This window comes from Bartonella sp. CL162QHHD (genome assembly GCF_042195435.1).
Classification (GTDB): domain Bacteria; phylum Pseudomonadota; class Alphaproteobacteria; order Rhizobiales; family Rhizobiaceae; genus Bartonella.
Window position 1 is genome coordinate 57741 of the sequence record NZ_JBHIOG010000020.1, and the last position, 26996, is coordinate 84736.

33 protein-coding genes and 1 pseudogene are annotated in these 26996 nt (G+C 39.6%); 1 reads left to right on the forward strand and 33 read right to left on the reverse strand.

Translation table 11 applies throughout. The features are described from left to right. Positions 1-489: 489 nt before the first annotated feature. Positions 490-1473: an RluA family pseudouridine synthase gene (locus ACFILD_RS02230; protein WP_375660069.1), complete on the reverse strand. Its 984-nt coding sequence runs from the start codon at positions 1471-1473 to the stop codon at positions 490-492. Positions 1474-1679: 206 nt separating this feature from the next. On the opposite strand from ACFILD_RS02230, the gene ACFILD_RS02235 reads away from it, so the two are divergent. Further along, positions 1680-3461 (forward strand): glucan ABC transporter ATP-binding protein/ permease, encoded by a 1782-nt coding sequence (locus tag ACFILD_RS02235; RefSeq protein ID WP_375664708.1) that lies wholly within the window; start codon positions 1680-1682, stop codon positions 3459-3461. Positions 3462-4672: 1211 nt separating this feature from the next. Here ACFILD_RS02235 and alaS read toward each other — a convergent pair. From alaS to ACFILD_RS02395, 32 genes and pseudogenes are all read right to left on the reverse strand, one after another. After that, the gene (gene alaS / locus ACFILD_RS02240) at positions 4673-7339 is read right to left on the reverse strand and encodes an alanine--tRNA ligase (RefSeq protein ID WP_375663236.1); all 2667 of its coding nucleotides are present in this window, start codon (positions 7337-7339) and stop codon (positions 4673-4675) included. Positions 7340-7544: 205 nt separating this feature from the next. Further along, positions 7545-8588, reverse strand: coding sequence for a recombinase RecA (recA, locus tag ACFILD_RS02245; protein WP_273791424.1), 1044 nt, complete (start codon positions 8586-8588; stop codon positions 7545-7547). 965 nt (positions 8589-9553) lie between these two features. Further along, positions 9554-10879: a replication-associated recombination protein A gene (locus ACFILD_RS02250; RefSeq protein ID WP_375654493.1), complete on the reverse strand. Its 1326-nt coding sequence runs from the start codon at positions 10877-10879 to the stop codon at positions 9554-9556. 8 nt (positions 10880-10887) lie between these two features. Next, complete coding sequence (locus ACFILD_RS02255; protein WP_273791422.1) at positions 10888-12282, reverse strand: DegQ family serine endoprotease; 1395 nt, start codon at positions 12280-12282, stop codon at positions 10888-10890. Positions 12283-12551: 269 nt separating this feature from the next. Continuing rightward, on the reverse strand, positions 12552-12980 hold the full coding sequence (rplQ, locus tag ACFILD_RS02260) for a 50S ribosomal protein L17 (RefSeq protein WP_273791421.1): 429 nt from the start codon (positions 12978-12980) through the stop codon (positions 12552-12554). 24 nt (positions 12981-13004) lie between these two features. Continuing rightward, positions 13005-14018 (reverse strand): DNA-directed RNA polymerase subunit alpha, encoded by a 1014-nt coding sequence (locus ACFILD_RS02265; RefSeq protein WP_273791420.1) that lies wholly within the window; start codon positions 14016-14018, stop codon positions 13005-13007. 94 nt (positions 14019-14112) lie between these two features. Beyond that, positions 14113-14502, reverse strand: coding sequence for a 30S ribosomal protein S11 (gene rpsK, locus ACFILD_RS02270; protein WP_007347762.1), 390 nt, complete (start codon positions 14500-14502; stop codon positions 14113-14115). Positions 14503-14617: 115 nt separating this feature from the next. After that, the gene (rpsM, locus tag ACFILD_RS02275) at positions 14618-14986 is read right to left on the reverse strand and encodes a 30S ribosomal protein S13 (protein ID WP_026500557.1); all 369 of its coding nucleotides are present in this window, start codon (positions 14984-14986) and stop codon (positions 14618-14620) included. A 180-nt stretch (positions 14987-15166) separates the two neighbouring features. Beyond that, positions 15167-15745 carry an adenylate kinase gene (locus tag ACFILD_RS02280; RefSeq protein WP_375631284.1) on the reverse strand — a complete coding sequence of 193 codons (579 nt, stop codon included), beginning with the start codon at positions 15743-15745 and terminating at the stop codon, positions 15167-15169. After that, on the reverse strand, positions 15742-17088 hold the full coding sequence (gene secY, locus ACFILD_RS02285) for a preprotein translocase subunit SecY (protein ID WP_273791418.1): 1347 nt from the start codon (positions 17086-17088) through the stop codon (positions 15742-15744). The genes ACFILD_RS02280 and secY overlap by 4 nt, the downstream gene beginning before the upstream one ends. A 162-nt stretch (positions 17089-17250) precedes the next feature. Further along, positions 17251-17718, reverse strand: coding sequence for a 50S ribosomal protein L15 (rplO, locus tag ACFILD_RS02290; protein ID WP_375664709.1), 468 nt, complete (start codon positions 17716-17718; stop codon positions 17251-17253). A gap of 20 nt (positions 17719-17738) precedes the next feature. Further along, the gene (rpmD, locus tag ACFILD_RS02295) at positions 17739-17945 is read right to left on the reverse strand and encodes a 50S ribosomal protein L30 (RefSeq protein WP_375631283.1); all 207 of its coding nucleotides are present in this window, start codon (positions 17943-17945) and stop codon (positions 17739-17741) included. A 31-nt stretch (positions 17946-17976) separates the two neighbouring features. After that, entirely contained in the window at positions 17977-18525 is a 549-nt protein-coding gene (rpsE, locus tag ACFILD_RS02300; protein ID WP_273791415.1) for a 30S ribosomal protein S5, read from the reverse strand. Positions 18526-18636: 111 nt separating this feature from the next. Beyond that, complete coding sequence (gene rplR / locus ACFILD_RS02305; RefSeq protein ID WP_273791414.1) at positions 18637-18999, reverse strand: 50S ribosomal protein L18; 363 nt, start codon at positions 18997-18999, stop codon at positions 18637-18639. A gap of 12 nt (positions 19000-19011) precedes the next feature. Beyond that, positions 19012-19545: a 50S ribosomal protein L6 gene (gene rplF, locus ACFILD_RS02310; RefSeq protein WP_273791413.1), complete on the reverse strand. Its 534-nt coding sequence runs from the start codon at positions 19543-19545 to the stop codon at positions 19012-19014. A gap of 39 nt (positions 19546-19584) precedes the next feature. Further along, positions 19585-19983, reverse strand: coding sequence for a 30S ribosomal protein S8 (gene rpsH, locus ACFILD_RS02315; protein WP_375657861.1), 399 nt, complete (start codon positions 19981-19983; stop codon positions 19585-19587). A gap of 14 nt (positions 19984-19997) precedes the next feature. Next, on the reverse strand, positions 19998-20303 hold the full coding sequence (gene rpsN / locus ACFILD_RS02320) for a 30S ribosomal protein S14 (RefSeq protein WP_273791412.1): 306 nt from the start codon (positions 20301-20303) through the stop codon (positions 19998-20000). Between the two features lie 24 nt (positions 20304-20327). After that, positions 20328-20885 carry a 50S ribosomal protein L5 gene (gene rplE, locus ACFILD_RS02325; protein ID WP_273791411.1) on the reverse strand — a complete coding sequence of 186 codons (558 nt, stop codon included), beginning with the start codon at positions 20883-20885 and terminating at the stop codon, positions 20328-20330. Further along, entirely contained in the window at positions 20878-21192 is a 315-nt protein-coding gene (gene rplX / locus ACFILD_RS02330) for a 50S ribosomal protein L24 (protein ID WP_015856579.1), read from the reverse strand. Before rplX ends, rplE begins: the two co-directional genes overlap by 8 nt. A 12-nt stretch (positions 21193-21204) precedes the next feature. Continuing rightward, on the reverse strand, positions 21205-21573 hold the full coding sequence (gene rplN / locus ACFILD_RS02335; RefSeq protein WP_004855715.1) for a 50S ribosomal protein L14: 369 nt from the start codon (positions 21571-21573) through the stop codon (positions 21205-21207). 144 nt (positions 21574-21717) lie between these two features. Beyond that, a complete protein-coding gene (gene rpsQ, locus ACFILD_RS02340; RefSeq protein WP_012231991.1) occupies positions 21718-21957 on the reverse strand; it encodes a 30S ribosomal protein S17 in 240 nt (79 codons plus the stop codon). A gap of 11 nt (positions 21958-21968) precedes the next feature. Further along, positions 21969-22169 carry a 50S ribosomal protein L29 gene (gene rpmC / locus ACFILD_RS02345; protein WP_273791410.1) on the reverse strand — a complete coding sequence of 67 codons (201 nt, stop codon included), beginning with the start codon at positions 22167-22169 and terminating at the stop codon, positions 21969-21971. 12 nt (positions 22170-22181) lie between these two features. Continuing rightward, a complete protein-coding gene (rplP, locus tag ACFILD_RS02350; protein ID WP_273791409.1) occupies positions 22182-22595 on the reverse strand; it encodes a 50S ribosomal protein L16 in 414 nt (137 codons plus the stop codon). 36 nt (positions 22596-22631) lie between these two features. Then, on the reverse strand, positions 22632-23342 hold the full coding sequence (rpsC, locus tag ACFILD_RS02355; protein WP_273791408.1) for a 30S ribosomal protein S3: 711 nt from the start codon (positions 23340-23342) through the stop codon (positions 22632-22634). Beyond that, a complete protein-coding gene (gene rplV / locus ACFILD_RS02360; protein ID WP_273791407.1) occupies positions 23342-23731 on the reverse strand; it encodes a 50S ribosomal protein L22 in 390 nt (129 codons plus the stop codon). The genes rpsC and rplV overlap by 1 nt, the downstream gene beginning before the upstream one ends. Before the next feature lie 2 nt (positions 23732-23733). Beyond that, positions 23734-24012 carry a 30S ribosomal protein S19 gene (gene rpsS / locus ACFILD_RS02365; RefSeq protein ID WP_004855734.1) on the reverse strand — a complete coding sequence of 93 codons (279 nt, stop codon included), beginning with the start codon at positions 24010-24012 and terminating at the stop codon, positions 23734-23736. Positions 24013-24027: 15 nt separating this feature from the next. After that, positions 24028-24861: a 50S ribosomal protein L2 gene (gene rplB / locus ACFILD_RS02370; RefSeq protein WP_273791406.1), complete on the reverse strand. Its 834-nt coding sequence runs from the start codon at positions 24859-24861 to the stop codon at positions 24028-24030. A gap of 20 nt (positions 24862-24881) precedes the next feature. Beyond that, positions 24882-25175, reverse strand: coding sequence for a 50S ribosomal protein L23 (locus tag ACFILD_RS02375; protein WP_273723987.1), 294 nt, complete (start codon positions 25173-25175; stop codon positions 24882-24884). Next, positions 25172-25792, reverse strand: coding sequence for a 50S ribosomal protein L4 (rplD, locus tag ACFILD_RS02380; RefSeq protein WP_273791405.1), 621 nt, complete (start codon positions 25790-25792; stop codon positions 25172-25174). The genes ACFILD_RS02375 and rplD overlap by 4 nt, the downstream gene beginning before the upstream one ends. Before the next feature lie 2 nt (positions 25793-25794). Further along, positions 25795-26532: a 50S ribosomal protein L3 gene (gene rplC, locus ACFILD_RS02385; protein ID WP_273791404.1), complete on the reverse strand. Its 738-nt coding sequence runs from the start codon at positions 26530-26532 to the stop codon at positions 25795-25797. Between the two features lie 27 nt (positions 26533-26559). Beyond that, on the reverse strand, positions 26560-26868 hold the full coding sequence (gene rpsJ, locus ACFILD_RS02390) for a 30S ribosomal protein S10 (RefSeq protein ID WP_005773267.1): 309 nt from the start codon (positions 26866-26868) through the stop codon (positions 26560-26562). A gap of 60 nt (positions 26869-26928) precedes the next feature. Then, positions 26929-26996, reverse strand: a pseudogene (locus ACFILD_RS02395) (elongation factor Tu); the annotation flags it as partial.

Sequence of the window (26996 nt, forward strand, 5' to 3'; positions counted from 1 at the left end):
AAGATACAAAGCATAAATCTATACTATAAGCATATCAAACCACATTTATAACAAAACAAACTTCCTTGACAACAGGATTTTTTTGAGAGGTTACTTTTCCTCAGCATTACTATAAAACGCCTCCATTATTCCCCATAAAAAAACTAAAATCGCTTTCTCTATTTTAGTAAATATCTTTCAGATTTTATCTAACTCATCTCCCTCAACAGACACGCCTTCCCAATATGACCTCTATAGATAATTCAAAGGAGCAGCTTCATAAACTCAGATTATTAAACGATACACCATATCCAAAAAATAACAATACAATCAATATGGATAAAGAGCTGTAGAAAGAAAGCCATGATATTCGAAAATTTCATCACTCAAAAACATAATTTTCTCATAGCGATTGACTTATCAAAAACTTCCTTCAAATGATGCCCTATTCATCTTATCAAATTTATAGACAAAATTTTATATCAATCAAAAAAAACAAATGAAGTTTGTTTAGTCGGTTTCAGCATCACTCTCATTAAAAGACAAAAGATTAAAACTTTGAACCATATGAGGTGGTAAAGGTGCAACAATGTCCAATATTCCTCCTGAAGGATGAGGAATACGAATACGACGTGCATGAAGATGAAGACGATTTTGAATTCCTCCTGGTAATGTCCAATTACTATCAGAAAAAAAATACTTTGTATCGCCAATGATAGGATGATCCATATGGGCAGCATGCACACGAAGCTGATGTGTTCTCCCTGTATAGGGTTCCATTTCAAGCCACGAAAGAGCCCGCCCTCGTGTATCTAAAACGCGATAGTAGGAAACCGCATGATGTGAATCTGGCTCCCCATGTTCACAAACACGCATTTTGTCACCTTGTGCAGTCATTTCCTTAACCATCCACGTTGAAATTTTGTCCTGCTTTTTTTTAGGCACGCCACGAACCAACGCCCAATAAGTCTTTTTTGTTTCTCGCGCTCTAAAAGCAGCTGTTAAGGACTGAGCAGCTCCCCTTGATCGTGCAACAATAAGCACCCCCGACGTCTCACGATCAAGACGATGAACCAAACGCGGCTTTTCACCTTTTTTATTGCGCCATACCTCAAGCATACTATCCATATGACGTGTTAAACCAGAGCCTCCTTGTACAGCCAATCCAGCTGGTTTATTAAAAACAAATACCTTTGGATCTTCATAAAGCAGCATTTTTTTCAAAACGGTCCCATCATCCTGCCCACGAAGTGTTTTATCCGTTATTGAAAGATTTTCCTTGTCATTAATAGGGAGAGGTGGAATACGAACAGCCTGTCCTATACAAAGACGCGTATCGGCTTTAACACGTCCACCATCAACCCGTATCTGACCAGAACGCAACAATTTTTGCAAAGCTCCAAAACCAAGTCCTGGATAATGCACTTTAAACCAGCGATCTAAGCGCATTCCATTTTCATCTGCCTCAACTTTTTTTATTTCTATGCCTGCCATGAAAATTCCCTTACCTGATAATTTTATTGATCTATTTTTGCGCCTTTATAAACACAAAAATTCATATTTTAGTTGGTTTTATCACACCATATTACAGTTAGTATCCAAAATTGCCTTTTCTTAACATCCAAATTTTATTAGCTAAAAACTAAGCGTTGTAAAAATCAACAGCCTTTACGCTTAATAGCGAATGGAGATAATTAACCGTGTCCTTATTCAAAACCTATGCACGTGTTCTCACTTACCTAAATAGAGAAAAAAATGCATCCCTTTTAATCTGTACCGCTAATGTTATGTTAGCTATTATCACTATTGCAGAACCTATTTTATTCGGACGTGTTATTGATTCTATTTCAGAAAAATCAGCTATCATTCCTACTCTTACCATCTGGGTTTGTTTTGGACTTTCACATATTATTGCTTATATCCTTGTTGCTCGCGGTGCTGACCGCTTAGCCCATAGACGCCGCTTAACGGTTTTAACGGAATCTTTCGAACGTATCATTGCCATGCCTTTAATTTGGCATCAACAACGTGGAACTTCCAACGCACTCCATACACTTTTGCGCGCAATAGATTCCATGTCAACCATATGGCTTGATTTTATGCGCCAACACCTCTCAACGCTTGTCGCCTTATTGGTTCTCATCCCCATAGCGTTTAATATGAATTGGCGTCTTTCAATAGTCTTGGTTGTGCTTGCCATCACCTACGTATTAATTGCACGTTTAGTGATGCGAAAAACAAAAGACGGACAAGCCGCTGTGGAATGCTACCACCACAACCTTTTTAAACATGTCAGTGATTCAATCTCTAATGTTTCCATTGTACAAAGTTATAACCGAATAAAAGAAGAAGCTTCTATACTGCATCAACATACAAATGCTCTGCTTAAAGCACAAAATCCTGTTCTCAATTGGTGGGCGCTCGCCAGTGGCTTAAATCGAATGGCTTCAACAATTTCAATCGTTTGTGTTCTTCTCCTTGGAGCTTTTTTTGTTGCAAAAGATCAATTACGAGTAGGTGAAGTCGTTGCTTTTGTTGGATTTGCACAACTCATGATTAGCCGCCTAGACCAAATGAGCAATTTTATTAATTGTGCAATATCCTCACAAGCAAAACTGCAAGAATTTTTTGAAATGGAAGACTCAACCTTTCATATCAACGAACCGCAAAATCTTCCTTCCCTCAAAAATGTTAAAGGCGCCATACAATTTCATCACGTGACCTATAAATTCCCCAATTCTTCTCAAGGTGTTTTTGATATTTCCTTTGAGGTTAAAGCAGGACAAACTGTTGCAATTGTAGGGCCAACAGGGGCTGGAAAAACAACATTGATCAATCTGTTGCAGCGCGTATACGACCCTACCCTTGGGCATATCTCCATTGATGGAATAAATATATGCTCAATCAATCGCGAATCTTTACGCAAATCTCTAGCAACAGTATTTCAAGACTCGGGTCTTTTCAACCGTACTATTCATGACAATATTTCAATAGGAAAAGCGAGCGCAACAAATGAAGAACTTTATGAAGCAGCAAAAATAGCAGAAGCTCACGATTTTATTCTAAAAAAAGCTGATTGTTATAACACAATGGTGGGCGAACGAGGATCTCAATTATCCGGTGGAGAAAAACAGCGACTAGCAATTGCACGCGCTGTTTTAAAAAATTCCCCTATTCTCATTCTAGATGAAGCAACAAGCGCTCTTGATGTTGAAACAGAAGCACGTGTCAAAGATGCTCTCGATTGCATAAGCCATAACCGCACTACTTTTATTATAGCACATCGCCTCTCAACAGTACGCAATGCTGATGTGATACTCTTTCTGGATCATGGTCACTTAATGGAAAAAGGAAACTTTCAAGAATTGATCGATAAAGGGGGACGTTTCTCTAATTTTTTAAAGGCAAGTGGTTTAACAATCAAACCACCAGAAAGAGAAGGAGAAAATGTTATCCCCTTACATGAAGCCATAGCATCATAAAATTGATACTCTTTTTCAAGCAAAAAAATCCTCCTCAAGATAACAAGAGTTCTTATATATGATACAAGTAAAAAGATTTCTAAAAATGCCACAATTCATTTTAGGTATTTAAGAAAAATATTAAAACAGTTTAGTATTTTCTCTGCTATTGCAATTTTACTAGATTAGAACAAAAATATTTTCCTATATCTGTGCATATTGACGAGTATACATTCTCATTTAGGGAAAATGTAAAGGTAAAAACAATTTCCAGTTTTATCGTCTTCTTTTTACTCAGCTTTACGAATTTCAAAACGAACTAAAGAAACATCTTTTAAATAATGAATATTATGTATTGCTTTGCACTTTTGTTTATCACGTTCTTTATAGTCCTCTCATAAAGAACAGAACATCATTGTTTTGCACATTCATATGACTTTTTTAAGAAACATTTTTCAATGCTCTTAAGCCCATTTCACAACGACATTCGTGAGTGGTTTTGATTAATTTAACATACCCAGAATTTGAAATAATAAAATCCTACGAATATTCGTAGCTCTTATTCAAAAGATAAAACGATAAATTATCATTATAACTCAATGTATTAAAGCAATTTTATCATAAATAAATTAAATATTAATCTAAATCTTTAGATTTATGTGATATTCCTTTGATTTATATTGATAATTCATTACTTTATAACTTTAAATAAAGATTTATAAAGATAGGAGAATATTCTTTTCAAAACCTTTTAATAATAAACCAAAAAACTGTGTACATAACAAGCAAAATGAAAACAATAGCTCTAAGATATAACAACTCTTTTATAAGCCTTTTCAAGGAAAGAGATTTTATTCATTTGAAAACTAATCGAATAATGACAGCTTATAACTTTATAAGGAGAATCGTATGCAATAAATCTTGATTTTTCCTTTCATAAAAAGAGAGGTTTCTTTAAAAAATCTATAAGAGCAACACAATAACTAGTCTTCCTAGTAAAAGAATACACAGCAAAGCATGAAGTGCTGAATAATCTATCTTATCTTAAAAAGGTGACTCCTGAAACGCTTGGACGTTATAAAGACAAACACTGTTTTTATCTTTACAATTGTATTTTTCCCCAATTACGCTGTATCTGCATTTCAGAAATACACCAGACAGATATTCATGATACATAGATGCCAACCCAATATAACAATGTAAAAAATACCTATGCAGAATGATTTCATTCTTTAATTTTTTTCAAGAAAATCTTTTAGTGCCGCAAATGCCTCATCAGCTTTGTTCCCCTCAGGACCACCAGCCTGCGCCATATCAGGACGGCCACCTCCACCTTTACCACCAAGCATCTCTGAAAGAATACGAACGAGATCTACAGCATTTAACTTATCCGTTAAATCATCCGTAACGCCGACAACAGCACTCCCTTTTCCATCCTCCGAGACACTAATAAATGCAACCACTCCAGATCCGATTTGTTTTTTCTCAGAATCGACGAGCGCCTTAAGATCCCGTGGTAAAATATTTTTAACAACGCGTCCGGTAAAAGAAAACCCATTGATGATGATAATATCACCTTGGCTCCTTTCTGTTATTCCACCACTCAACATCATTTTCTTGCGTACATCATTCAATTCTTTTTCAAGTTTACGACGATCATCAAGCAAAATTCGCACCCGTTCTTCCACACCAGCAGAAGAAGTTTTTAAAAGATCAGCAATTTCATGAATACGTTCATCTTGGCGGCTAAGATAAAGACGTGCTTCTTTGCCTGTTAAAGCTTCAATACGCCGCACTCCAGCTGAAACAGAACTTTCAGAAACAATATGAATCAAACCGATATCACCTGTTCGCTCCACATGTGTACCTCCACAAAGCTCAATTGACCAACGCTTTTTAAATCCTCCCTTTTCAAATGGCTCCCCCATAGAAACAACGCGAACTTCATCACCATATTTTTCACCAAACAATGCCATGGCACCTTCAGAAATTGCATCATCTACAGCCATGAGGCGCGTTATTACTTTACTATTTTGCAAAATAATCTCATTGGCTAAATCTTCTATTTTTTTCAACTCTTCTGGTGAAACGGATTTTGGATGTGAAAAATCAAAACGCAACCGATCTGGCGATACAAGAGAGCCCTTTTGTGTAACATGGTCCCCCAATGTTTGGCGTAAAGCTTCGTGTAACAAATGAGTAGCAGAGTGATTCGCGCGAATTTTCTTACGACGAACAATATCAACCGTTAATTCTACACAATCAGACCTCGATGCCTGACCAGATTTCATCTCCCCAATATGGATAAAAACACCATCACCCTTTCTTTGGGTATCATGCACCTTAAAAATAAAATTTTCACCAGAAATGATACCGGTATCACCAATTTGCCCACCAGATTCACCATAAAAAGGTGTCTGATTAACAACAAGCATAGCTTTCTGATCTGAAGAAATATGATCAACAATTTTACCATCACATACAAGAGCTGTAAGAATACCTTTCGCTGTCTCAGTTTCATAACCTAAAAACTCTGTGGCCCCCACTTGATCACGAACAGAAAACCAGATTTTCTCTGTTACAGCTTCTCCAGAACCAGACCAATTGGCACGTGCTTCCTCTTTTTGGCGTTCCATCGCTTTATCAAAAGCACCAACGTCAACAGATATTCCGCGACGACGAAGAACATCTTGCGTCAAATCAAGCGGAAAACCATAGGTATCATAAAGTTTGAAAGCAACTTCACCATTCAAATAGTCTCCTTCTTTAAGATCGGTACTTGCTTCGTTCAACAAACCAAGTCCTCGTTCAAGCGTTTTACGAAAACGTATTTCTTCTAACCTTAAAGTTTCTGAAATCAAAGATTCAGCACGCACCAACTCAGGATAAGCTTGTCCCATTTCGCGATTTAAAGCAGGCAAAAGTCGCCACATTAAGGGCTCTTTAGCACCAAGAAGATGCGCATGACGCATAGCACGACGCATAATACGACGTAAAACATATCCTCTTCCTTCATTAGAAGGAAGCACACCATCAGCAATCAAAAATGCCGATGAGCGAAGATGATCAGCAATGACACGATGGCTGGCAATAAAATCACCCTTTGCCTCAATCCCTGTAATTTCTTCTGATGCAGCAATTAATGCACGAAAAAGATCAATGTCATAATTATCATGAACGCCCTGTAAAACAGCAGCAATACGCTCTAATCCCATGCCTGTATCAATAGAAGGGTGAGGTAAGTTAACACGTTTTTCCTTGGAAACTTGCTCATACTGCATAAAAACAAGATTCCAAATCTCAATAAAGCGATCACCATCTTCTTCCATACTTCCAGGAGGACCGCCCCAGATTTCATCACCATGATCATAAAAAATCTCCGAACAAGGCCCACAAGGGCCTGTTTCTCCCATCGACCAAAAATTATCAGCTGTCGCAATACGGACAATTTTTTCATCTGGAAGACCTGAAATTTTACGCCACAGTTCAGCAGCAACATCATCACTCTGATAAACTGTCACCAACAATTTATCTTTTGGCAGGCAAAATTCCTTTGTTAAAAGATTCCATGATAAAAAAATGGCTTCTTCTTTGAAATAATCACCGAAAGAAAAATTACCCAGCATTTCAAAAAATGTATGATGGCGCGCCGTATATCCAACATTATCAAGATCATTATGCTTTCCACCCGCACGAACACATTTTTGTGCCGTTGTTGCCTGCGTATAAGAAGGTTGTTCAAGTCCAGTAAAAACATTTTTAAACTGCACCATTCCTGCATTTGTAAACATAAGTGTAGGATCATTCCGCGGAACAAGCGGACTAGAAGAAAGAACTTTATGCCCATTACGATGAAAATAATCCAAAAATATTGACCGAATATTATTAACACTATTCATGTTGACACCTGCTCAATACAGCACAAAACCATAAAAGAAAAATCCCCCTCATTAAATTCTCTTCGCCACGCATGGAGTCAATTTAATCAAAAATGGAATATTTGTTTTAAAAAATTGAGAAAAAAATGACTGCGTATTTAAAAACTCAAACAAAAAAACAGAAAAATCTGAAAGGGAAAAAATTATAGACGAAAAAAACACTCCATCAAATGGCTTCATCACTTTCTATATTTTCTGACCCTGCATTTTCTAACAGTTCAATCGCAATCAAACCAGCATTTTGGCGCAAAGCTGCTTCAATCTCTGTAGCTATTTCCACATGTTCACGTAAAAACTGCTTTGCATTCTCACGCCCCTGTCCTAAACGCTGAGAATTATAAGAAAACCATGCACCAGATTTTTCCACAACACCAACCTTGACACCCAAATCAATCAATTCACCTACTTTGGAAATACCTTCACCATAAATAATATCAAACTCAACCTGCTTAAATGGAGGTGCCAATTTATTTTTCACCACTTTAACGCGCGTCTGATTACCAACGATTGAATCCCTATCTTTAATGGATCCAATGCGACGAATATCTAAACGAACAGAAGCATAAAACTTTAAAGCGTTTCCACCCGTTGTCGTTTCAGGAGAACCAAACATCACACCAATTTTCATGCGAATTTGATTAATAAAAACAACCATACAGTTAGAGCGAAAAATTGCTGCGGTTAATTTTCGTAACGCTTTACTCATTAACCGAGCTTGCAATCCGGGCAAAGCATCACCCATTTCACCGTCAATTTCTGCTCGCGGAGTTAAAGCTGCGACAGAATCCACAACAAGCACATCAACTGCACCAGAACGAACCAACGTTTCTGTAATTTCCAATGCCTGTTCACCGGTATCTGGCTGAGAAATGAACAAGTTTTCTAAATCAACACCAAGCTTACGCGCATAAATAGGATCAAGCGCATGCTCTGCATCAATAAAAGCACAAATCCCACCACCTTTCTGTGCCTCAGCAATAGCATGGAGAGCCAATGTTGTTTTCCCAGAACTTTCTGGTCCATAAATCTCAACAATACGCCCCTTCGGTAATCCACCAATCCCTAAAGCAATATCCAAGGATAACGACCCTGTTGGAATTGTTTCAATTTCAACAACCTGCTCTTTTTGCCCAAGACGCATAATCGAGCCTTTACCAAAAGAACGTTCAATTTGTGAGAGAGCAGCATCGAGAGCTTTTGTTTTATCCACGATTATATCCTTGACCGAATTCATAATAACCTAAAAATTTAGTGTACACTGTACTTTTAATTTAACTAAAGGCTTGAGTTTAGATTTTCACAGACTATTTCCATTCCTATCTCCACATTATGCCCATAAACATTCATGACCATCACAATAAAGAATTGGCATTGCTTATCTTATGACACATAATAAACTCTAATAAAGTAATATCTCTATGGGAGCATAGTTAACATATTTATATCTCTCTAGAAAAGGAACAATTTAATTTTAAACACAATGTTCTACAGCCCTTCTGCTTATCCCTTTGATTAAATACTTGAGAGACTAAGAATTCTCCTGCTATTGATCACAAAAAAACGCATCATCAATCAACCTCATACCCTATTGCATCGAAGAACAAAACGCCATTGTGTTGCATATTCATACACTTGATTTAAGAAACATCTCTCAAAACTTCTAAGCTCGTTTTGTGACAACACCTATGAATGTGGTATACTACAAAACCCTTTAGGCGCCACCATCTTTACTCTATGGAAGGAGAAAGCCGGCACCCATCACACTATTTATCATCCCCCAATGTTGCAACAGTTCTCGGCACTTGAGACAATTCATAAGAAGGATTTTTAGTCCTTTCTTGTACAGTTTTTATCACACGGTAATCCTGCTTGTAACATGCAAGTAAATGATTTGATTGATTCAACAAATAACAGACTTGAGATGAGAGAAATTTACGGTATTTGAAACTTTCATTCAACTTACGAAACAGTCTATTATTATAAGTCAATATATTATTTAATAAAACCAAAAAAAATAAAGCAGCTTAAAAGTTGAATGATATATTTAAATTTGAAAAACTATGTACTTTCGAAGATATCAAAAAAAATCTCTACAAGCAATGCAATAAATGTTTAAAATATAAGCTAAATTTCTCATACAATAACATAAGAGATCAATAAAAAACGTATTTCAACTCAAATTTTATTTTGATCTTTACGTTTTTTGCGCAACTGTTGCCACCACTCAAGACGTTTCACAATTTCACGCTCAAAACCACGCTCAACTGGTTTATAATAACTCTGACGCCCAAGTTTTTCGGGAAAATATTCTTGTCCTGAAAAAGCGTCTGGTTCATCATGGTCATAACAATAACCACTTCCATACCCTTCTTCCTTCATAAATTTCGTAGGAGCATTAAGAATATGCTTAGGAGGTGATAAAGAGCCATTTTTGCGCGCACAACGCAGTGCTGCTTTATACGCGAGATATGCTGCATTTGACTTTGGCGCAGTTGCAACATAAAGACATGCTTGCGCCAAAGCCAACTCTCCTTCTGGTGATCCTAAATAATCATAGGCATCTTTTGCTGCATTACAAATGACAAGAGCTTGAGGATCCGCCAAACCAATATCTTCAACAGCCATACGAACCAATCTTCGCCCAATATAGAGAGGATCTTCACCAGCATCCAACATACGTGCCAAATAATAAAGCGCAGCATCAGGATCAGATCCACGAACGGATTTATGCAACGCTGAAATGAGATTATAATGCCCATCTCGTCCTTTATCATAAATGGGCGCACGACGCTGAATAACTTTTTGCAAAGCAACAACATCAAGAATCTCTCCCAATGGAGCAATAGACCAAACTTCCTCTGCCAATGTTAACGCTACCCGCGCATCACCATCAGACATCTCTATCAAAACGTCTCTGGCATCATTATCCAAGGGAAGAATTTTTCCCTCCACTTCTTCAGCACGCTTCAAAAGCATGTCCAAACTTTCATGATCATGAGAAAGAAATGTTAAAACACGTGCACGCGAAAGAAGGGCAGCATTCAGTTCAAAAGAAGGATTTTCGGTTGTTGCACCTATAAGTACCACAGTACCCTCTTCCATCACAGAAAGAAAACTATCCTGCTGAGCACGATTAAACCGATGAATTTCATCAACAAAGAGAAGTGTTTTATCCCCAGATATAAAACGCCTCTGCGCAACTTCAAAAATCTTTTTAAGTTCAGAAACTCCTGTAAAAATAGCAGAAACCTGTTCAAACGCGAAATTTGTTTCAAGGGCTAACAAACGTGCAACGGTCGTTTTTCCCGTCCCTGGAGGTCCCCAAAAAATCATCGATCCAATTGAGCCAGTTGCCGCCATACGTGAAAGCAAACCATCCTCTCCAATCAAATGCTTTTGTCCCACAACATCATTGAGAGAACAAGGGCGCATTCTTTCTGCAAGTGGCTGATTTTTATTAACTTGAAAATCAAACGACGAAGTAAAAAAATCTTTCTTCAAAAAAAACCTCAACGAATAAATTGGCGAATATACATACCATCACGTTCATATTCCAATTGCCACATATTTGAGCGACCTTGCATAAGAACCTTTTTTAACTGATGAACTGTTTGAATTTTATGGCCATTTACAACACGTAGAATATCTCCTGACTGAAAAATTCCAGCTGCATTGCTCATTTCCTCAAGATTGGTAATCACAACCCCTTTTGCAGATATAGGAAGATGAAAACGTCGACTATTTTGCGGTGTTAAATCTAACACCTCAGCACCAGCAAGAGGACTGTCACCCGTAATTTTTTCAGATTTTAAAAATGCAGTTTCTGATATTGATGAAACTGTTATTTGTGTTTTTAAAGTTTTTCCACTTCGTAAATATTCCAAGGCAAGACTATGCTCAACGTCAGCTGTCATCAAACGATAACCAAGACTATCTGGACTGTCAACGCGTACCCCCTGCACACTCAAAATAACATCACCTACTTTCAATCCAGCTTTTTCAGCAGGACTATCTTTGATAACTTCAATAATCAGAGCACCATAGGGACGTTCTAAACCTAAACCACCAGCAATATCAGGTGTAACATTTTGAAAAGAAGCCCCAATATAAGGCGGCACAAAATATTTTCCACCGCGTTTAACAGTATTAAGCATTACTTTTACAAGATTAACTGGAATAGCAAAACCAATCCCTACCGAACCACCGGAACGCGAATAAATAGCCGTATTAATTCCGATTAACTGACCTTTCATATCAATTAAAGCGCCACCAGAATTCCCTGGATTAATGGCTGCGTCTGTTTGAATAAAAAAGTCAAAATCAGAAATCCCAACACGTGTACGCGCTTGCGCTGAAACAATACCACTTGTAACTGTTTGACCAACACCAAAAGGATTACCAATAGCCAGAACAAGATCACCAACTTCAACAGCATCAGAATTTCCCAAAGAAAGAACAGGAAATTGAGCATCTTTTTCCTCAACTTCAAGAATTGCAATATCAGTCGCTTCATCTTTGAGCACAACCTTACTCTCAAACTCCCGCCCATCAGAAAAAGCCACTTTAATTTCGCTTGCATCTTTAATGACGTGGTAATTTGTAACAATCAAACCACGTGCATCAACAATCACCCCTGATCCTAATGACGATTGCTTACGAACAGGAAATTTATTTTGAAAACGACCAAAAAATTGCTCAAAAAATGGATCGCCTTCAAAAGGTGATCGTGCTCTAATTTGTCGAGCTGCATAAATATTTACAACAGATGGAACTGTCTTTTTAACTAAAGGAGAAAATGAAAGAGTGATTTCTGTTTGTGTTTGAGGAACATGAGCATATACATGATCAAATGATATCTGCATCATAATTGCAAAAAAAATCCGCACCCAAAAAGAATACCTCATAATCCACTCCTTATAAAATCAGCACATTCTGTTGAAGATTAATAGAATAAAAAAACGCATCCCCGCAAATTAAGGATCTCTATTAATATTTCATAATAGAGAATAAAAACAACCTATTCGAACAATAAATATTATAAAAATAAGATAATTCAATACTCTATAATTTTCTCTCTGCACCTATTTCTCAACTAAAATAAACTTAAAAATACTCACAAAAAAACCGCCCAAAACAAGGCGGCCTTTAAAAATCCAACAGAATAAAAAAAACTCTACGAAGATGTTCCCTTTTCATTCTCAGAAGCCTCCATGCGAGCACGATCCCCAGCACCCTTCGCTTCAACATCACGATCAACAAACTCTATAACAGCCATGGGTGCATTATCACCGGTACGAAACCCCGCTTTCATAATACGCAAATACCCACCGTTGCGTGATGCATAACGTGGCGCAAGCGTATCAAATAATTTTGCAACCTTTCCCGCATCACGAAGTGCTGCAATTGCTTGCCGACGCGCATGCAAACCACCACGCTTACCAAGAGTAACGAGTTTTTCAACAATAGGACGAATTTCTTTAGCCTTTGGAAGCGTTGTCACAATCTGCTCATGCTCGATCAACGAAGTTGCCATATTTGCAAACATCGCTTTACGGTGACTGGCAGTACGATTCAACTTGCGTCCTGACTTACTATGGCGCATAAGCCCTCTCCTTAAATTCTAATTTTAATATTGATCTTCATAACGTTTTGCAAGATCATCAATGTTCTCAGGCGGCCACGCAGGAATTTCCATTCCAAGATGTAAACCCATACACGCCAAAACTTCTTTAATCTCATTCAACGATTTGCGACCAAAATTCGGTGTCCGAAGCATTTCAGATTCTGTTTTTTGAATCAGATCACCAATATAGACAATATTATCATTCTTAAGACAATTTGCCGAACGAACTGAAAGTTCTAATTCATCCACTTTTTTGAGAAGTGCAGGATTAAAAGAAAGCTCAGAATCAACCTCTTCAATAGGCTCCTTCTGTGGCTCTTCAAAGTTAATAAATAACGATAATTGATCCTGAAGAATGCGTGCTGCAAAAGCAACAGCATCCTCTCCATTAACAGCACCATTCGTTTCAATCGTTAAGGTCAATTTATCATAATCCAAAACTTGACCTTCACGCGTATTTTCCACTTTATAAGAAACTTTACGAATTGGTGAATAAAGACTATCAATTGGAATAAGCCCTATACGTGCATCATCAACACAATTACGATCAGATGGAACATAACCCTTTCCTGTGTTGACAATAAATTCCATACGAATCTCAGCATCTTCATCAAGAGTACAAATAACATGATCTGGATTTAGAATTTCCATATCCCCGACTGTACTGATATCTCCCGCTTTCACGACACCAGGCCCCTCTTTATAAACGACGACACGTTTAGGCCCTTCTTCTTCCATACGAAGCGCAATTTCTTTTATATTCAGAATAATATCCGTAACATCCTCACGCACACCTGGAATCGATGAAAATTCATGCAAGACACCGTCAATCTGCACAGCAGTAATAGCAGCACCACGAAGCGAAGATAACAACACGCGACGAAGCGCATTTCCTAAGGTTAAACCAAAACCACGCTCAAGAGGCTCAGCAATCACACTTATAATATTTGGATTATCATGTGCACATGATTCAACCTTATTGGGTTTAATAAGTTCCTGCCAGTTTTTCTGGATCATATTTTTATTCCCGTTCTTTAGTTCCGTTACCATTCAATCGTAACGACCAATGTGAACATCAGAGAAATCTCCGACAACAAAAAACAACACCCAATTAAACACGCCGCCTTTTCCGTGGACGACATCCATTATGAGGAATTGGTGTTACATCGCGAATAGAAGTAATGACAAAACCAACAGATTGCAATGCACGTAGAGCAGATTCACGCCCTGATCCAGGCCCACAAACTTCGACTTCCAAAGAACGCATACCATGCTCTTGCGCTTTTCTTGCACAATCCTCCGCAGCAACTTGAGCAGCAAAAGGTGTCGATTTACGCGCACCTTTAAACCCCTGAGCCCCAGCAGATGACCAAGCAATTGCATTACCCTGAGCATCAGTAATAGTAATCATTGTGTTATTAAATGTTGAATTAATATGCACAACACCCGATGAAATATTCTTACGTTCGCGACGACGAACACGTGTGGCTTCCTTGGCCATAATTTCCCTTTCAACGATCTCATCACTGCCGTAACATCAGCAGCTCCACCTTTTTTTCCTTGTCAAACAAATCAAACAAGAAAAAAGAATATATAAAAAACTTCCACAAAGGCCCTTATTTCTTCTTACCAGCAATTGCCTTAGCCGGACCTTTACGCGTACGGGCATTCGTATGTGTACGCTGTCCTCGGACAGGCAAAGACCGGCGATGACGCAATCCTCGATAACAACCAAGGTCCATCAAACGCTTAACATTCATAGCAACCTCACGACGAAGATCACCTTCAACTTGATAGCCCTGATCTATAGCCTCACGAATCTGCAGCACCTCAGCATCTGAAAGCTCATGCACACGACGCCCCAAAGGAATGCCAACTCTTTCAATAATTTCTTGAGCAAATTTTGGTCCAATCCCGTGGATATATTGAAGCGCAATAATTACACGCTTATTTGTCGGGATATTGACGCCAGCAATACGAGCCACGCCTACTCTCCTTAGTTATTTTGACAAATTGTTATAAAATACCTGATATACCTTACAGAAAAAAATAGACTCAGAAAAAAATTCTTCCGAATCCTCTTATTTCACTAAAATAAATTAAATTTACTTCTGATAGATTTCATCTCAAAAGTCAACTCTTTTCATTTATTTCTAAAAAAAATCTCATGAAAGAAAACTTCTAATCATACGTGTCACTTCAGCAACACCAATCATTCCATCAACAACTTTCAACATTCCCCTCTCTGAATAAAACTTTGATAAGGGAGCAGTTTTTTCACGATATTCCACTAATCTTTTTGCAAAAGCAACAGGATTGTCATCTAAACGAACCTGTCCACCAGCCGCTATTGTTTCCTCAACACGCTTCTTCATACGTTCAATCAACACGTCTTCATCAACACACAACTCAATAACAGCATTAAGCCGCGTATTTTTTGAATCCAGTATCTGTTGCAACGCTTCCGCCTGCCCCACAGTTCGCGGATATCCATCCAAAACAAAACCGTTTACACAATCGGCTTCATCAATCCGATCTGATACGATTTGGTTAACAATACTATCAGGAACCAAAGCACCAGAACTTATAATAGCTTTAGCTTTTTTACCAATCTCCGTTTCTTTGGCAATCACCTCACGCAACATATCCCCTGTTGATAAATGAGGAATGTTATATTCCTCAGTCAACATTTTTGCTTGCGTACCTTTTCCCGCTCCAGGAGGACCTAAAAGAATAACTCTCATCGATTCCTTCTACCTCCACGAAGTTTTGATTTTTTTATCAACCCTTCATATTGGTGGGCAACAAGATGCCCCTGAATTTGAGCAACCGTATCAAGTGTAACAGTAACAACAATCAACAAGGATGTTCCCCCAAGATAAAAAGGAACCTGTAATGCAGATATCATAAATTCAGGTAACAAACAAACCAAGATAATATAAACAGCGCCCACAACAGTAATACGCGTCAAAACGTAATCAATATATTCGGCTGTACGCTCACCTGGACGAATCCCTGGAATAAAACCAGAATGCTTTTTCAACTGATCTGCAGTATCACTTGGATTAAACACAATAGCTGTATAAAAAAAGCAAAAAAACGCCATTAAAAATGCATAAACAATCATATAAAGTGGCTGTCCATGACCAAGAGCATAAGAAATCTCCTGAACCCATTGCGGCATTTTATCAGAAAAATTATTAATAGTGGCAGGCAATAATAATAAAGATGAAGCAAAAATAGGTGGAATAACACCAGCAGTATTCAACTTTAAAGGAAGATGCGACATATCTCCTTGAAACATTTGATTACCGACCTGACGTTTCGGATATTGGATAAGAATTCGCCGTTGTGCACGCTCTATAAAAACAATAAGCCCAATAACCAAAACAGCAATAAGAACGATTCCTATTAAAAGAAAAGTTGATAAATCAGCCTGACTATGAGCTGTCAAAAGCTGAGCAAAAGTAGAAGGAAAGTTGGCTACAATCCCTGTAAAAATGATAAGAGAAACCCCATTACCAACACCACGTGACGTAATTTGCTCGCCAAGCCACATAAGAAACATCGTTCCGCCAACAAGTGTAATAACAGAAGAAAAACGAAACATAAGACCTGGTTCTAAAACAATTTGAAGCCCCGACCCTATACCGCTTTCAAGCGCAACCGCAATACCAAAAGCTTGTAGAATTGCCAATACGACTGTTACATAACGCGTATATTGATTGATAATCTTACGACCTAAATCCCCTTCTTTTTTAAGAGTCTCCAAAGAAGGAATAATAGATGTTAACAATTGCACAATAATAGATGCCGATATATAAGGCATGATACCCAGCGCAAAAATAGCCATACGCCCAACGGCACCTCCAGCAAACATATTAAAGAGTCCTAATACACCAGACGCGTGATGTTCAAATGTTTGCCGCAAAGCATCGATATTGATACCTGGAAGAGAGATGTAAGTGCCAAAACGATATACAAGAAGCGCCAACAGAGTAAACCAGATGCGTTTCTTTAATTCAGTTGCACGCGAAAAGGTACCGAAGTTTATATTGGAAGCAAATTGCTCTGCTGCTGATGCCATAAAACGTCTCCACTTTACACTCCAGTTCTTTAAATCACAGAAGTATAATCCTAAAATTCACATACGCATACACAAATAAATGCAGAACTTAAACAAGTCTCCACAAAAGATCCCACAAAACAAATATAATTCTTCTTTAGGTCTCTATTCATATTAAAAAAATTATCGAGCAATATCAGGAAAAATGACCTGACCACCCACTTTTTCAATCTTAACACGAGCAGCTTGTGAAGCACCAGAAACATGAAAGGTAATCTTAGCCTTCAAATCACCATCAGAAAGAAGACGAACCCCATCTTTTCCACGACGAATAATACCAGACTCTTTCAAAGCAATCATATCAACAGGCTTTTCAATATTCAACTTACCCGCATCAACTGCCAACTGAATACGTCCTAGTGAAACTTCATTGTAGGTTTTGGCAAAGAAATTTCTAAATCCACGTTTTGGCAAACGACGATAGATAGGCATTTGCCCACCTTCAAAACCATTAAGGGAAACACCAGAACGTGACTTTTGCCCTTTTACACCACGACCACCAGTCTTACCCATACCGGAACCAATGCCACGCCCAACACGCTTACGATTTTTTATTGCGCCTTCGCAATCACGCAGTTCATTGAGTTTCATATATAATACTCCCGCAACCCTTAACCTTCATCTATAACGCGAACAAGATGCCGAACCCGAGCAATCATACCCCGCACACAAAGTGTATCATCTAAAACGCGCCGACGACGCATTTTATTTAGTCCAAGCCCCTTTAAGGTTGCACGCTGAATCTGTGAGTTTCGAATAGGGCTTCCAATTTGCTCCACCGTCACAGTTTTATTACTCTGAGATTTTTTCTGAACCATTTCCTAATTCCTTTTCTGATAATCTCAGAAACTACCCTTCTAGGTCAACTAAATGGCGACGACGCGCCTGCAAAGTCGAATATTTTATACCACGTTGAGCAGCAATATCTCTAGGATGCATTTGATGTTTCAATGCATCAAATGTTGCACGAACCATGTTATAAGGATTCGACGATCCTAGCGATTTTGCAACGACATCCTGCATACCAAGAGCTTCAAAAATAGCACGCATCGGTCCCCCAGCAATAATACCAGTACCAGCAGAAGCCGAACGTAGCAAAACACGCCCAGCTCCGTGACGACCTTCAAGATCATGATGCAATGTACGCCCAGACCGAAGTGGAACATAAATCATCCCACGCTTTGCAGATTCCGTTGCTTTACGAACGGCTTCGGGAACTTCGCGGGCTTTACCATGTCCAAAACCCACACGTCCTTTTTGATCTCCAACGACAACAAGAGCAGCAAAACCAAAACGCCGACCACCTTTTACAACTTTAGCAACACGATTGATATGAACGAGCCTATCGACAAATTCATTATCGCGTTCTTCTCTATCACCACGTTCTTTTTGTGCCATTCCTCATTCCTTTTTCTTTTCCGGAAGCACGATAACAAAGTCCCTCACCAAACTGGAAGAACTTAAACGAAAAACTCTAAACTCTCCTTACTCATTCATAAATAAGAAATTTTAGAAATTCAAACCACCTTCACGAGCAGCCTCAGCTAAAGCTTTGACGCGACCATGGTACACATACGCTCCACGATCAAAAACCACCTCATTAACACCCGCTTTCTTCGCACGCTCAGCAATTAACTTACCAACAGCAAAAGCTGCCTTTTTATCAGCACCACTCTTTAACGACTTTTTTAAATCACTTTCAAGAGTAGAGGCTGAAACAAGTGTACATCCCCGCAAATCATCGATAACTTGAGCATAAATGTTCTGATTTGAACGATAAACACTAAGCCGAGGACGATCATGAGAAACCATTTTAATTCTACGACGAACACGCCTTGCACGACGTTGGATAATGTCCTTAGATGAAACCATAATACAAAATCCTTATTTCTTTTTACCTTCTTTACGGAAGATACGTTCATCTGCATGCTTAACACCCTTACCTTTATAAGGTTCAGGCCTACGATACTCCCGAATCTCCGCTGCAACTTGTCCAACTTGCTGTTTATCAATTCCAGAAACAACAATTTCTGTTGGCTTAGGAACAGTCACAGTAACACCCGACGGAACTTTATAAACCACATCATGCGAAAAGCCCAGAGATAGTTGAACATCCTTACCCTGCAAAGCAGCACGATAACCAACCCCATTAATCTCCAACCTCTTTTCAAAACCATCTTTCACACCACAAAAAATGTTCTCAATCATTGAGCGCGACATTCCCCATTTAGAACGCGCATCTTTTGACTGATCCCGCGGCATAACTGATATGATATTTTCCTCAAGTTTGACTAAGACTTCATCATTGACGACGTAACTCAACTCACCTTTTGGACCTTTTGCCTTAACCAGCTGACCTTCAACAGTAGCAGTAACTCCAGAAGGAATTGAAATGGGTTTCTTTCCAATACGAGACATTGTTCTAACCTACTTTTTCTTCCGTTTTCTTGACATAACTTAGAAAACACGACAAAGGAGTTCTCCACCAACATTCTGTTCACGCGCCTCATGATCTGCCATGACGCCTTTAGGAGTCGATAAAATCGAAATACCAAGGCCATTAGCCACCTGTGGAAGTGACTTAGCAGAAACATACACACGACGCCCTGGCTTTGATACACGTGCAATCTCACGAATAGCAGCCAGCCCTTCAAAATACTTCAATTCGATTTCAATCTCAGCTTTCCCATCACCTAAATCAATTTGACTATATCCGCGAATATAACCTTCCGACTGAAGAACATCAAGAACGTGCGCACGAAGCTTCGAAGCTGGAGTAACTACTTTACCTTTTTTACGACCAAGTGCATTACGAATACGTGTTAACATATCACCAAGAGGATCTGACATAGACATTAAATAATCTCCTCTTACCAACTAGATTTTACAATACCAGGAATATAGCCAATAGAGCCAAGCTCACGCAACGCAATTCGCGACATTTTTAATTTACGATAATAAGCCCGCGGACGACCTGAAACCTCACAGCGATTACGAATACGAACTTTCGAAGAATTACGCGGTAACTCTGCCAACTGAACAGAAGCTTTAAAACGTTCTTCAAGAGAAACCTTCTGATCCATAACTATTGCTTTCAAACGTGCACGACGGGCAGCATAACGCTTTACCATCACCTCACGACGCTTATTTTTTTCAACGGCACTTACTTTGGCCATAATCTCACCTCACTATGTTTGCCGTTACGAACGAAAAGGAAAATTAAAAGCACGCAATAATTCACGAGCCTCATCATCCGTTTTTGCTGTCGTACAAACGATAATATCCATGCCCCAAATTTGATCAACTTTATCATAGTTGATTTCTGGAAACACAATGTGTTCTTTAATACCCATAGCAAAATTGCCACGACCATCAAAACTCTTTGGATTTAAACCACGAAAGTCACGAACCCGCGGAAGAGCAATCGTAACAAGACGATCTAAAAACTCAAACATACGATCTTTACGCAATGTAACTTTAGCCCCAAGAGGCATTCCTTCACGAACCTTAAAGGTCGCAATAGAATTACGCGCACGCGTAACAACAGCCTTCTGCCCCGTTATTAGCCCTAAATCCTCAGCAGCAAGGGAAGGCTTCTTCGAATCAGCAGTTGCTTCACCTATGCCCATATTTATTACAACTTTATCAATCCGCGGAATTTGCATCGCATTTCTGTAATTAAACTTCTCTTGAAGCGCTTTACGAATCACTTCAAAATAATGCGCTTTCATACGCGGTACTTGTCTTTCCTCAGCCATTAATCAACTCTCCCGAACGCTTGGCAAAACGCACCTTATTACCATCTGCATTCATACGAAAGCCTACACGTGTAGGCTTACCATCTTTAGGATCAGCAATCGCCAAATTAGACAGATGAATCGGAGCTTCTTTAGAAATAATTCCAGCCTCTTGCTTCTGCGTTTGACGTTGATGACGTTTAATCATATTAATCCCACGAACAAAAGCCTTATTCTCTTTTGGACTAACCTTAATTACTTCACCACTACATCCTTTATCCTTACCGGACAAAACAACAACTTTATCACCTTTTCGAATCTTCTGCATAACATTTACTCCTTATAGAACTTCAGGAGCAAGCGAGATGATCTTCATATGATTCCTACCACGCAATTCGCGGGGAACAGGTCCAAAGATACGAGTACCAATCGGCTCTTTTTTATTATCCACTAAAACCGCAGCATTACTATCAAAACGAATGACACTACCATCTGCGCGACGAATATCCTTAGCAGTACGAACCACAACAGCTTTCATAACATCACCTTTTTTAACACGGCCACGAGGAATTGCATCCTTAACCGAAACAACAATAATGTCACCGACCGAAGCATATTTCCGCTTTGAACCGCCTAACACCTTGATGCACATGACACGACGCGCTCCAGAATTATCAGCAACGTCGAGATTTGTTTGCATCTGAATCATGACTGGCCACCTTCTCTTAACACATATACCCGATTGTACCTTTTATACACTCGGATTTGCCTGCCAAATAACGATAAATTCATCGCCTTCAAATTTATCAATGATAAAAACACTGTTAAATTCTAAAACAATAAACTTAACCCATTACGCTACATTGTCTTTTACAACAATCCAACATTTATCTTTCGAAATTGGTCTAGATTCTTGAATAGAAACTTGATCCCCAATCTTGAATTGGTTGTTTTCGTCATGCGCTTTATAATTTTTAGACTGCCGAACAGTCTTCTTAAGAAGCGGATGAGAATAACGGCGTTCAACTTTGACAACAACAGTCTTATCACTTTTGTCGCTAATAACAACACCCTGCAAAACGCGTTTAGGCATCTCTTATTTCCTTAAACCTTAGTTTCACTTATCTTTTGACGAAGAAAAGTTTTAATACGCGCAATATCACGACGAACTTGTCTAACACGCGCAGTCTTTTCTAATTGACCTGTTGCTTTTTGAAAACGCAAATTAAATTGCTCTTTCTTTAACTTAGCCAATTCATCTTTCATTTGGTCGAGCGTTTGCGCCCGTAATTCTGTGGCTCTCATCGCTTAACCTCATTATTCAGCAATACGCTGGATGAAACGCGTTTTTATAGGCAACTTTGCAGCACCCAACCTTAGCGCTTCACGTGCAACATCTTCCGGAACTCCATCAAGCTCAAACATGACGCGCCCAGGAGCAACACGTGCAGCCCAATAATCAACACTTCCCTTACCTTTACCCATACGAACTTCAGTCGGTTTAGATGTAACCGGAAGATCTGGAAAAATGCGAATCCACACACGACCAGAACGCTTCATATAACGTGTAATCGCACGACGCGCCGCTTCAATTTGACGAGCAGTAACCCGCTCCGGCTCAACAGCCTTCAAACCGTAGGCACCGAAATTCAAATCCGTACCACCCTTCGCAGAACCGTGAATACGGCCCTTGAACTGTTTACGGAACTTTGTGCGCTTTGGCTGCAACATTGTTCTCTACTCCAAATTTTAGTTCAATCTCAAAAACTAAGCATTTTCGCGGCGACGATTCGATGAAGAACCAGATTGATCAGCTTCCGTAGCACGACGTTCTGAAGCCATCGGATCATGCTCAAGAATCTCACCCTTAAAGACCCAAACTTTAATACCACAAATACCATAAGCGGTCTTAGCTTCTGCTGTACCGTAATCAACATCAGAACGCAAGGTATGAAGTGGAACACGACCTTCACGATACCATTCCATACGAGCAATTTCAGCACCACCAAGACGGCCAGAACAATTGATACGAATACCTTCCGCACCAAGACGCATAGCAGACTGAACAGCACGCTTCATTGCACGACGAAAAGCAACACGACGCTCTAACTGTTGAGCAATTGATTGCGCAATAATTGTCGCATCAATCTCCGGTTTACGAATCTCCACAATATTCAATGAAGTTTCAGCATCCGTCATTTCTGAAAGCTTACGACGAAGCTTTTCGATATCAGCACCCTTTTTACCAATAATCAAACCAGGACGTGCAGAATGAATCGTAATACGACACTTCTTATGAGGACGCTCAATAACAACCTTAGAAATAGCCGCCTGTTTAAGCTCCTCAAGCACATATGAACGAATTTTCAAATCTTCATGAAGAAGGCGCCCATATTCACCACTATCAGCATACCAACGAGAGTCCCAAGTCCGATTAACACCAAGACGAAGTCCTATTGGATTGATCTTCTGCCCCATTACGCGGCCTCCACTTTTTCGGTAACTTCACGAACAATAACAGTAAGATGCGAAAATGGACGTTCAATTCTACTAGCACGCCCTCGACCACGAACATGAAAGCGCTTCATCACTATCGACTTACCAACATAAGCTTCCGCCACAACAAGCGAATCAATATCAAGATCGTGGTTATTTTCTGCATTTGCAATTGCTGATTCAAGCGTTTTTTTCACAGTAGCAGCAATACGCTTGCGTGAAAACATCAAATCAGCGAGCGCTACATTAACTCTTTTACCACGAATCATTGCAGCAACTAAATTAAGCTTCTGCGGACTAACACGAATTGTCCGCGTGACAGCTCTTGCTTCATTATCTTTAAGCTGGCGCGAAACTTTAGCTTTTCCCATTCCTACTTCCTCTTCGCTTTTTTATCGGCACCATGACCATAATAAGTCCGGGTAGGAGCGAACTCACCAAACTTATGCCCAACCATCTCTTCAGAAACAGAAACAGGAATATGCTTATTACCGTTGTAAACACCAAAAGTTAAACCAACAAATTGCGGTAAAATAGTAGAGCGACGACTCCATATTTTTATAACTTCATTGCGCCCACTTGCACGTACCTTCTCTGCTTTACCAAGAAGATAGCCGTCAACAAACGGACCTTTCCACACTGAACGAACCACTTCAGACTACCTTTCTCATTTCTTGCGTTGATGACGCGTACGCATAATAAATTTATCAGTGGCTTTATTGGAGCGCGTACGCTTACCTTTCGTAGGTTTACCCCAAGGAGATACTGGATGGCGCCCCCCCGATGTACGACCTTCACCACCACCGTGCGGATGATCAACGGGGTTCATAGCAACACCACGAACATGTGGACGTTTACCACGCCAACGTGACCGACCCGCCTTACCATCATTAATATTCCCATGATCAGGATTTGAAACAGCGCCAACAGTTGCAAAACAGCTACTCGGAACCAAACGCTGTTCACCAGAATTTAAACGAAGAATAGCCATACCATGATCTCGTCCAACCAACTGTGCATAAGCACCTGCTGAACGCGCAATCTGCCCTCCTTTTCCTGGCTTCATCTCAACATTATGAATAATTGTGCCTACAGGCATATTACCAAGAGGCATAGCATTACCTGGTTTAACATCCACATTTAAACCAGCCATAACAGAATCACCAACACCAAGACGCTGTGGCGCAAGAATATAACTCAATTGCCCATCCTCATAGCGGATTAAAGCAATAAAAGCGGTACGATTAGGATCGTATTCTAAACGCTCAACCTTTGCTGAAACATCACGTTTAAGACGCTTAAAGTCGACAAACCGATAACTACGTTTATGTCCACCACCCTGAAAACGAGCAGTAACACGACCGCGATTATTACGTCCACCCTTTGAAGACAAACCTTCAGTTAACATCTTTATAGGTTTTCCCTTATAAAGACAAGAACGTTCCACAATAACAAGCTGACGCTGCCCAGGTGTAGTTGGATTAAATTGCTTAAGTGCCATTATTCCTATCTCCGAGCCTCTTAAAGACCTGTCGAAACGTCGATAGTCTGACCACTGGCCAGAGTTACGATCGCTTTTTTGACATCACTCTGCCGACCAACTATACCTTTGAAACGCTTCACTTTACCCTTACGGACTATCGTGTTAACTGCTTTAACTTTTACGCTAAAAAGCGCTTCAATAGCAGCCTTAATCTCAGGCTTCGTCGCTTTCGGCGCGACATTAAAAGCAACTTGATTATATTCAGAAATCATAGTCGCCTTTTCAGTAATAACTGGACTAATAATTATATCATAATGGCGAAGATCTGTCATTTAAAACGCTCCTCAAGAGCCTCAACAGCTGCTTTTGATAAAACAAGTTTGCTGCGACGCAAAATATCATAAACATTAATTCCCTGAATAGGCAAAATGTCAATATTAGGGATATTAGAGGCTGCACGAAAAAAGTTAATATCAATCTCTTTACCACCAATCAAGAGAGCGTTATTAAATCCAAGCTTAGAAAAATGAGAAACAAGCATCTTCGTTTTAGCATCCTTAACAGTCAACTCATCCACAATAATCAAATCTTTTGCTTTTAATTTTGCAGATAAAGCAAGACGCAACCCAAGAGCACGAATCTTTTTAGGAAGATCATGCGCATGGCTGCGAACCACTGGTCCATGTGCCTTACCCCCACCTCTAAACTGCGGTGCACGTGCAGATGAATGTCTAGCACGCCCGGTTCCTTTCTGTTTAAACATTTTTGCCCCTGTTCGCGACACATCAGAACGACCTTGGGATTGATGACTTCCCTGCTGACGACGTGCAAGCTGCCAACGAACAACACGTTGCAAAATATCCTCACGCGGAACAAGATCAAAAATAGCTTCAGAAACCTTTAATTTGCCAGCTTCATTACCATCAAGAGTTTTAATTACAAGATCCATTATTAGGCTCCCTCAACTTCAGAGGTTTCCGTCACCGGAGTAACCATTTCCGCTTTCTCCTTCACAAGACGGCGAATACCGGCAGGCTTTGGAGCATTATCAGGAAGACGCTTCTTCACAGCATCCCGTATCAAAATCCAAGAACCTTTAGAACCAGAAACAGCACCACGCACTAAAATTAAACCACGCTCACTATCAGTGGAAATAACTTCAATATTCTGTGTTGTTACACGCACTTGCCCCATATGGCCGGCCATTTTTTTACCTTTAAAAACTTTACCAGGATCTTGGCACTGCCCCGTAGAACCATGAGCACGATGTGTGATCGAATTACCATGGGAAGCACGATGCCCACCAAAGTTATGTCGTTTCATAACACCAGCAAACCCCTTACCAATACTGGTACCAGTCACATCAACTCTTTGTCCTGGAACAAAATGTTCCACTGTAATCTCAGTACCAACATCAAGAAGATTGTCGGGACTCACACGAAACTCTGCTATTTTGGCTTTAGGCTCAACAGAAGCCTTAGCAAAATGTCCACGAAGAGCTTGTGAAGTATTCTTAACCTTAGCAAAGCCTACACCTAATTGAACAGCAGTATAACCATTCTTTTCAACTGTACGCTGAGCAACGACTTGACAATTCTCCAAACGAAGTACCGTCACCGGCACATGCTCACCAGCATCATTATAAATACGGGTCATGCCCAGCTTCTGTGCTATTACACCTGAACGCATCGGGTCTGTTCCTTCTGTCCTCAAACCTCAGAGCTTAATTTCTACATCCACACCAGCAGAAAGATCGAGCTTCATAAGCGCATCCACTGTTTGCGGCGTTGGATCAACAATGTCAAGAAGACGCTTATGTGTTCGCATCTCAAACTGCTCACGACTTTTCTTATCGATATGCGGTCCACGATTGACCGTAAACTTCTCAATCCGCGTCGGAAGCGGAATGGGACCACGGACATTTGCACCGGTACGTTTAGCAGTCGATACAATCTCACGCGTCGACGTATCAAGAATTCTATGATCAAACGCTTTCAAGCGAATGCGAATATTCTGACTGTTCATGCTCTTTATTTCCCTGTTATACAAAGTGCATTAATAATTAAAGCACTCAACAAGCATTATTTATTCAATGATCTTAGAGACGATACCGGCACCAACAGTACGACCACCTTCACGAATAGCAAAACGAA